This is a genomic window from Psychroserpens sp., from assembly GCF_047633235.1.
In the GTDB taxonomy this organism is placed as follows: Bacteria; Bacteroidota; Bacteroidia; order Flavobacteriales; family Flavobacteriaceae; genus Psychroserpens.
This window is the reverse complement of sequence record NZ_JBLIET010000010.1, coordinates 80,792-89,469: the sequence shown is the minus strand read 5'-3', so window position 1 is coordinate 89,469 and position 8,678 is coordinate 80,792. Positions and strand designations below refer to the sequence as shown.

At 35.3% G+C, this 8,678-nt stretch carries 4 protein-coding genes and 1 pseudogene; 3 read left to right on the top strand and 2 right to left on the bottom strand.

Annotated elements, in window-relative coordinates; all coding sequences use genetic code 11:
- Positions 1–1,606: pseudogene (locus ACJAZK_RS05200) on the bottom strand (hypothetical protein); the annotation flags it as partial.
- A 77-nt stretch (positions 1,607–1,683) separates the two neighbouring features.
- Here ACJAZK_RS05200 and pbpC point away from each other — a divergent pair.
- Entirely contained in the window at positions 1,684–4,035 is a 2,352-nt protein-coding gene (gene pbpC, locus ACJAZK_RS05195) for a penicillin-binding protein 1C (protein ID WP_415222948.1), read from the top strand.
- A 51-nt stretch (positions 4,036–4,086) separates the two neighbouring features.
- Positions 4,087–4,524, top strand: a complete 438-nt coding sequence (locus ACJAZK_RS05190; protein ID WP_415222947.1) for a hypothetical protein — start codon at positions 4,087–4,089, stop codon at positions 4,522–4,524.
- Positions 4,525–4,591: 67 nt separating this feature from the next.
- Here ACJAZK_RS05190 and ACJAZK_RS05185 read toward each other — a convergent pair whose 3' ends face one another.
- Positions 4,592–5,659 carry an endonuclease/exonuclease/phosphatase family protein gene (locus tag ACJAZK_RS05185; protein ID WP_415222946.1) on the bottom strand — a complete coding sequence of 356 codons (1,068 nt, stop codon included), beginning with the start codon at positions 5,657–5,659 and terminating at the stop codon, positions 4,592–4,594.
- A gap of 137 nt (positions 5,660–5,796) precedes the next feature.
- Here ACJAZK_RS05185 and ACJAZK_RS05180 point away from each other — a divergent pair, with 137 nt between their 5' ends.
- Positions 5,797–8,646, top strand: coding sequence for a carboxypeptidase regulatory-like domain-containing protein (locus tag ACJAZK_RS05180; protein WP_415222945.1), 2,850 nt, complete (start codon positions 5,797–5,799; stop codon positions 8,644–8,646).
- Positions 8,647–8,678 lie beyond the last annotated feature (32 nt).

Below are 8,678 nucleotides of genomic sequence, written 5' to 3'. Positions count from 1 at the left end.
TCTCATGGTAACTTACCGTTAAACTGGGATCGCCTCCTGTGATTTCATTATCCATACTCCCTAAATCAAATACCCCAAAACCATCACTGTCTGGATCACAATCCTCTAATGGTGACGGTGTATTGGCTGCTACTGGCTCTGTTCCTGAGATCTCCCAAGTACAAGTGAAATCATTAAAAGTTGTTGATTCCCAACATTCAAGACCAGTTGGCTCTAATGGTTGTGTTCCTGTCACATCCCAAATACACGTTGTGTTATTAAAAGTTGTTGATTCCCAACATTCAAGGCCAGTTGGCTCTAATGGTTGTGTTCCTGTCACATCCCAAATACACGTTGTGTTATTAAAAGTGGCAGTTTTATAACACTCTAATATTGGTTGAGTTAGTTGCGTTCCTGTGACATCCCAACTACAAGTCGTTGTATTAAAACTCGTTACTTCCCAGCACTCAAGTCCTGCTGGCTGGGTTGGCTGGGCACCTGTAACTTCCCATAAACAGATTGCAGTATTAAATGTTGCTATTTCCCAACATTCTATCGTTGGTTGACTTGGCTGAGTCCCTGTGATTTCCCAATCGCACGTGACATCATTAATCGTTGCAATTTCCCAACAGTCTATAGCAGGTTGTGTTGATGCTTGAGTAATAATAATTTCAAAAACATTTGAAAACGTATTACAATCGTTATTATTCAAATTAGAGGCAAACTCTGCCACTTTAGCCCTGTAATAAGTTGTTGTTGTAACACCCGAAACAGTTAAATTTTCATTTGTTTCACCTGGGAGATCCGACCAAGAAAGAGTATCAAAACTTTCTTGCCATTGGTAAAAATGACTACTAAATACTGTGTTATCTGGCGTCGCTGTTAATATTGTATCGTATGGTGTAGAACTACTGCATAACGAAACAGAATCAGTAGAATCCGTGTTTAGTACGTCAATAAAATCACCACAACTTTTAAAAATAATGTCATCTATGGCTAAATCATTCCCACAACCACCAGAACCATTATTAATCATTTTTAAAATTACTGCTGTTTGTCCTGGTAAGGTTTGAAAAACCAATCCGTATTGCTGCCAATTAGGAGTCCCTGAACTAAAAATATTTCCTGTATCACCAGTTGCTAATAAGTTGGTGTCTGTTATGTCCCAAATTTGAAATCTAACATTTACAGGAATTCCATTACCTCCACAGCCAGAACTAGGTAATATATTTAGTAGCCAAGACGAGAATTCATAAGTTGTGTTTTCACATAGGCCATTGATCGAAATGGTATAAAATTCACCAGTAGTAAAGCTTGCATTAACTATTAGTGCTTTTCCATTAGTATCTCCCGGTGTATGATCACTTGGCATATTCCAACCATAAGCAAAGGTATTGCTACCAACTGTATATTCGCCGTCTTGTGGGCCATTAAACCCCACAAAAGTATATGTCGAAATACCAGCAGGTAATTGAGGTCCATAACCTGTTCCTGTTCCAAAGTTCTCAACAAAAATTGGGTCACCAGAATTTCCTTGACAAAATTCTAATTGAGCATTAACATTTTCCGAAGAAAAAAAAATGCTAAAAATTATAATAACTTTAAGATAAATTAAATGTTTATTCACGTCGTATAACTATGGTAAAATGCTTAAATTAAGTATATTTATTGTAACTATTTTTAATAAACACTCTTGTATAGTTCATGTATAGTTTTTTTCAATTAATAAAGCGACATAAAAAGAAATCTGTAGTGTTTGCTATACTATTAATTGTGTATTACTTCTGCTTACCAAATGATTTATTCAAGGATCCTACAGCAACCGTAATTACGAGTCAAAAGGATGAACTTTTAGGAGCACAGATTGCATCTGACGGACAATGGCGTTTCCCGCACAATGATAGTCTTCCCGATAAATTTAAAATCTGTATAGTACAATTTGAAGACGCGTATTTTTATGAACACCCTGGTTTTAATCCCATCTCCATTTTTAAAGCACTTAAAGATAATGTGAGTTCTGGAGAAGTAAAGCGTGGCGGAAGCACCCTAACTCAGCAAGTCATTAGACTATCTCGAAAAGGACAAGCTAGAACCTATCTTGAAAAAGCAAAAGAAATCATTTTAGCAACGCGATTAGAATTTAGAGATTCTAAAGAAGAGATTCTAGCTTATTACAGCAGTAACGCCCCATTTGGAGGCAATGTTATTGGCCTAGATGCTGCAGCTTGGCGTTATTTTAATAGAGATGCGCACCAACTCTCTTGGGCAGAAAGCGCAACATTAGCCATTTTACCAAACGCACCAAGTTTAATTTATCCAGGCAAGAATCAAAAACGTCTTTTACAAAAACGTGATGGATTACTAAAAAAGCTTCTTGAAAATGAGATCATAGATTCATTAACTTACAATTTATCAATCGCTGAAGGTTTGCCTCAAAAACCATATACATTGCCGCACATCGCTCCTCATTTACTTCAAAAAGTAGCGACCACTAATCGTGGAGAACGGACACAAACAACTATCGACAGTAAACTACAAGAACGTGTCAATTACATTGTAAAAAACCAATACAACATCTTCAAACAAAATCAAATCTATAATGCATCCGTTTTGGTTTTAGACGTTCACACTAGAAAAGTTCTCGCATACGTTGGAAATACACCAACAGATAGAGCACATCAAAAAGATGTGGATATTATTGATAAGCCCCGAAGTACTGGTAGTATTTTAAAACCCTTCTTGTATGCTGCTATGCTCGATGCCGGAGATTTATTACCCAACACGCTAGTGACTGATATCCCAACTCAATTCGGGAGTTATAATCCTGAGAATTTCAATAAAGAATATGATGGTGTTGTGCCTGCAAGTCGCGCTTTATCTCGCTCTTTAAATGTACCTGCAGTACGTATGCTTCAGAGTTTTGGACTAGATCGCTTCCATCAATATCTAAAACAACTACAACTCAAAGACTTAAAATATAATGCCAATCATTATGGGTTGTCACTGATACTTGGGGGAGCAGAGAGCAACCTATGGGATTTATGTAAAAGTTATGCATCACTATCTTCAACCTTAAATCATTTTTCTGAAACGTCTAGCGCGTATTATACTAATGAGTTTGTCGAACCTACTTTTTTTGCTTCGGAAACGATAAACTTTGGAGAAAAGGCTGCAGAAAAAACACTTTTTGATGCTGCATCCATCTACCTCACATATGAAAGTATGAAAAAAGTGAATCGCCCCCAAGGTGACGAAAGCTGGGAGTTTTTTGACGACTCTAAACAAATTGCTTGGAAAACAGGAACTAGTTTTGGATTTAGAGATGCTTGGGCCATTGGCACAACAAAAGATTATGTGGTTGGTGTTTGGGTTGGAAATGCAGATGGTGAAGGTCGTCCAGGATTAGTTGGTGTACAAACTGCAGCTCCAATTCTATTTGATGTATTTGATATTTTGCCTAACAGCGATTGGTTCGCTAAACCTTATGATGAAATGCGAGAGGTTACGATTTGTTCTAAAAGCGGTCATCGTGCCTCAACAAATTGTGATATTACCGAACAAAATTATGTCCAAAATAGCGGATTAAAAACGGAACCATGTCCATACCATATTTTAGCTCATGTCGATGCAACAGAAACATATCAAGTTAATTCCTCTTGTGAAAACATGAGTAATATCAAACATAAATCTTGGTTTGTATTACCGCCTTTAAAAGCCCATTATTATAAGACTAAAAACCCATTTTATAAACCACTTCCTAAACTGCGTTTAGATTGTATGGGAGAAAATCAGGTGACCATGGATTTTATTTATCCCAAGAAAAACAATACGATTTTTCTTCCTAAGGATTTCGATGGTAAAACCAATGAGCTCATTCTAAAAATCACCCATTCTAAACCAGAATCTAGTGTGTATTGGTATTTAGACACAACCTATGTAGGCACGACCAAAGACATTCACGAATTAGCAATTCTACCGAAGAAAGGAAAACACACAATAACCGTTGTAGACGATTTTGGGAATGAAGTGAATCGGTTGATTTCAATTTCAGAATAAAATATCGTTTAAATTATTACCTTTGCGTTCATAATTTTAAAACCGCCAACGATGTACAATGTTGTTAAAATGATTCACTCTTATTGGGCTTATCTCGTATTTATTATGCTAGTTATAGCCACAATTAATGCATTGATAAAGTTTTTTGGGAAAAAAGAATTTCATGCCGTAGATTTTAGAATTTCTCTATTTACATTAATTGTAACACATATTCAATTACTTATAGGAATCGTACTTTTCTTTGCGTCCAATTATCTATCAACCATTAGCGATATGGGAATGGGTGAGGTTATGAAAAACAAAGCTTTACGCTCAAACATTATTGAGCATCCAATTGCTATGATTCTTGCTGTTGTATTCATCACAATGGGTTACTCTAAGCATAAGAAAAAATTAACATCTAACTCAAAATTCAAAATGTTAGCTATTTTTTATACACTAGCATTGATATTAGTATTGGCTAAAATTCCATGGAATGTATGGTTCTAAGACTTGTTAACATAAAAAAAATGCGCTATTAAATTAATAGCGCATTTTTTTGTTCTTAAACTTATGATTACTCCTTAACTTCTTTAATTAAGTAAACATAGACAGGGAAGTGATCACTAAAACCTCCAGTAAAGCCACTTGAGAAACTTCTAAATGGGTAGCCTTTATAACGACCTCTTTTATTTGTCAAATATTGTTTATTATAAATACCTGCTTTGTAAAATCTAAATGAAGTATAATCATCTTTTTTTATCAACTCTTTAGTGAACATGATTTGATCAAACAAACTCCAAGCGTCTCTATAGGCTGTTGTCCCATAACCGCTCTTTTTAAACATATCCTCGTAAGGGTTATATATATCCTTCAAATCAACATCTTCTTTATCACTTTTTGCATTTAAAACACCCTTTACACTTTCATTAGTTGGATCATCATTTAAATCTCCCATAATAAAAATCTTTGCATAAGGATCTTTGACCTGTAAAGAATCTTTGATGTGTTTACTTACTTTTGCAGCAGCAATACGTTTTGTTCTACTCCTTGCTTCGCCTCCACTTCTCGAAGGCCAATGGTTAACTATAACATGAATAAGATCACCATCCAACTCACCTGTTACTAATAATTGATCTCTTGTTTGTGTGCGCTTTCTTGTTTTATCGTCATAAATTTTAACCTCATAAGACCCGTGACTTATTGGTTTAAAAAGGTCTTTTTGATACAATAAAGCAACATCAATTCCTCTGGCATCAGGAGAATCATAATGAATAATCCCATAATCTTTAGCCAATAATAGAGGATCGTTAACAAGATCCACTAATACTTGTCTGTTTTCTACTTCACAGACACCAATAATAGCAGGTGTGTTACCTGTTACATCTGCGCCAATATCTGCAATAACACGCGCCATATTCTTTACTTTTTTCACATAAATCGCTTCTCTATCTGCCTTGATTTCCATTATTGGACTTTTCTCATCAAACTTAGTGGTGTCATTAATAGTATCAAATAAATTTTCTAAATTATAGAAGGCTACCGTATGAATTTTGAATCGTTTTTCTTGTTTCTCATCCTGGGAAAAACCAGTAAATGTGATTAGAAAACAAATTAATGCTAATAAAAAATAATTTAGTCTCATAGTAAGGTATTATATTATCGTTTTGATGCGAGCAAAACTTGAGCCAAAAGTATGTATTTATTATAAAAAATGTAAATTTGTAGGCCTTAAATGACTATTATTTAATGCGCAACCAAATTATTAACTAAAGATTAGGCATGAAAAAAAGTTTTTTTATTTTATTATTAGGGGTGTTCTCCGTGCTCGCATCATTTGCACAGGAGACTATCATAAAAGGTAGCGTGCTTGATGGGACTACTGGTGAACCAATTCCTGATGTAACTATTACCATTGAAGAAACTGGCCAGGTTGTGCGAACAGACGCCAATGGTGAGTTTCAATTCCCTGGTATTATTCCTTTGGGAGAACAGGTTTTGAAAATTGAGAAAATAGATTACGAAACCAAGCGATATCCTATCGTTGTCAACGAAGGTAAAACTGTAGACATTAGTGGCATGACACTTGACTATGATTCAAGTGACAAAAAAGATTTATTCATTATTTCAATTTCTGATGATAACTTAAATAGTGAAGATGACGGTCTTACAGATAACATCTCTGGCCTACTGCAAGCCTCTAGAGACGTATTCTTAAATGCAGCTGCTTTTGATTTTAGCGCAACATTTTTTAGACCTAGAGGTTTAGATAATGCGAACGGAAAGATTCTTATCAATGGTATTGAAATGAACAAACAATTTAGTGGCCGACCACAATGGGGAAATTGGGGTGGACTAAATGATATTCAACGAAACCAGGAATTTACTATGGGTATGTCTGCAAACGACTACACCTTTGGTGATTTGGCAGGATCAAATAACATCATAATGAGAGCTTCTAAATACAGAAAAGGAGGAAGAATTTCTTTCGCATCTGCTAATAGGAGTTATACAGGACGTGTTATGGCAAGTTATAATTCAGGAATACTTGAAGGTGGCTGGTCTTATTCTATTTTAGCATCTCGTCGTTCTGGAGATGAAGGCTTTGTAGATGGCACATTATATGACTCTAATTCTTTCTTTGCAGCTGTTGAAAAAAAGATCAACGAAAAACACAGTATTAACCTTACTAGCATTTATGCTCAAAATAGAAGAGGACGTTCTACAGCAATCACTCAAGAAGTCTTTAATTTAAAGGGGAATACATACAATCCACTTTGGGGAGAACAAGATGGTGAAATTAGAAACTCTAGAGTTAGAGAAATTAATGAACCAATTTTAATGTTAAACCACTTTTGGGACATCTCATCAAAAATCAAACTTAATACCAATGTCGCCTATCAATTTGGTACAATTGGAAATACTAGAGTAGATAATGGTGGAACACGACTAGTCGATTTTAATGGGCAAAACTCATACATTGGTGGTGCAAGGAATCCAGATCCAGCATATTATCAAAATCTACCTAGCTATCACTTACGTTTTCCGAACTTAAGTCCTTACAACTATCAACAAGCTTATTTGGCAGAACAAGATTTTAGAAATGATGGTCAATTTGATTGGAACGCATTGTATCTTGGAAACGATATTGCAAGAAATCAAGGTGGAAACTCTATTTATGCTATTCAAGAAGATAGAAATGATGATTCTCAATTTAGTATTAATACCATATTAGACACTGACCTATCCGATCGTATTAGATTAAACGCAAACCTAAGCTACCGAAATCTTAAAAGTGAAAACTTTGCAGAGCTAAAAGATCTTTTAGGCGGTACCGGATTTTTAGACGTTGATTTCTTTGCTGAGGAAACCGCAGGAGGAACCGCTGTTTCATTAGAAGATTTAGCGCAAAGTGATACAAACAACCCAAATAGAATTGTACAAGAAGGCGATCGTTATAAATATAATTATGACATAAATGCAGATGTCATTAGCGCATTTGCTCAAGCGCAGTTTAAATATAATAAAGTAGACTTCTATCTTGGTGCCAATTTTTCACAAACATCGTATCAAAGAAATGGACTGTACGAAAACGGAAACTTCCTAAACAATTCATTTGGAAAAGGTGAACAACTTGATTTTTCAAATTATGGTGTTAAAGCAGGAGCAACTTACAAGATAACAGGACGTCATTTAATAGACGTGAATACAAGTTATTTTACGAAAGCGCCAACAATACGAAACTCATATAGCAACGCGAGACAAAATAACAACACTGTCACTGGCCTTGAAAGCGAAAGTGCACAAGCTATAGATCTAAGTTACATTTATAGAAGCCCAATTGTAAAAGCAAGACTAACCGCTTTCTATTCTGGATTTGAAAACGGTACAGATGTAGGTTTTTATTTTACTGAAGATTTAGCAGGATTGGGAATTGATAATGGTGACGCCTTTGTACAAGAAGTCACGACTAATATTGGAAGACGTAATATTGGAGCAGAATTAGGAATTGAAGCTCAAATAACACCTACTATTAAATTAAAAGGAGCTGCTTCTTTTGGTCAATACACCTTTTCAAACAATCCAAACTTATATTTAACTAGTGATAACTTTGATGGAGAAGTTCGCTTTGGAGATGGAACAACTAATTTAAAAGACTTACATGTTGCTGGAGGTCCAGAGCGCGCATACCAAATAGGATTTGAATATCGTGATCCAGATTATTGGTGGGTTGGAGCAACTTCAAACTTTTTCTCAAATGCTTATGTAGATGCGAGTGGCTTAAGACGATCTGCTAATTTTACAACAGATTATGACGGTCAACCCATCGTAGGTTATGATGATGATGTGGCAAGAGGCTTATTACAGCAGGAGCAATTTGATGATTATATGTTAGTAAATATTGTAGGTGGTAAATCGTGGAGAATTGACGGGTACTATTTAGGATTTTTCGCAACCATAAATAATGTATTTAATGAATCTTTTAGAACTGGAGGATTTGAGCAATCAAGGTTAGGAACTTATGATCGTGTTTTAGAAGATACTTCTCGACCTAATGGAGAAGTTTTTGGTTCTCGTTATTTCTTCGGAAATGGGACAACTTACTACTTAAACGTATATGTTAGATTTTAAAAAAGAAAAAAACAACGTCCTTATCACTAAGG

What these genes read in the sequence shown, in the direction of transcription:
- ACJAZK_RS05180 (WP_415222945.1), top strand. Translation starts at nt 5,797, where the DNA reads ATGAAAAAAAGTTTTTTTATTTTATTATTAGGGGTGTTCTCCGTGCTC.
- ACJAZK_RS05190 (WP_415222947.1), top strand. Translation starts at nt 4,087, where the DNA reads ATGTACAATGTTGTTAAAATGATTCACTCTTATTGGGCTTATCTCGTA.
- ACJAZK_RS05185 (WP_415222946.1), bottom strand. Translation starts at nt 5,659, where the DNA reads ATGAGACTAAATTATTTTTTATTAGCATTAATTTGTTTTCTAATCACA.
- pbpC (WP_415222948.1), top strand. Translation starts at nt 1,684, where the DNA reads ATGTATAGTTTTTTTCAATTAATAAAGCGACATAAAAAGAAATCTGTA.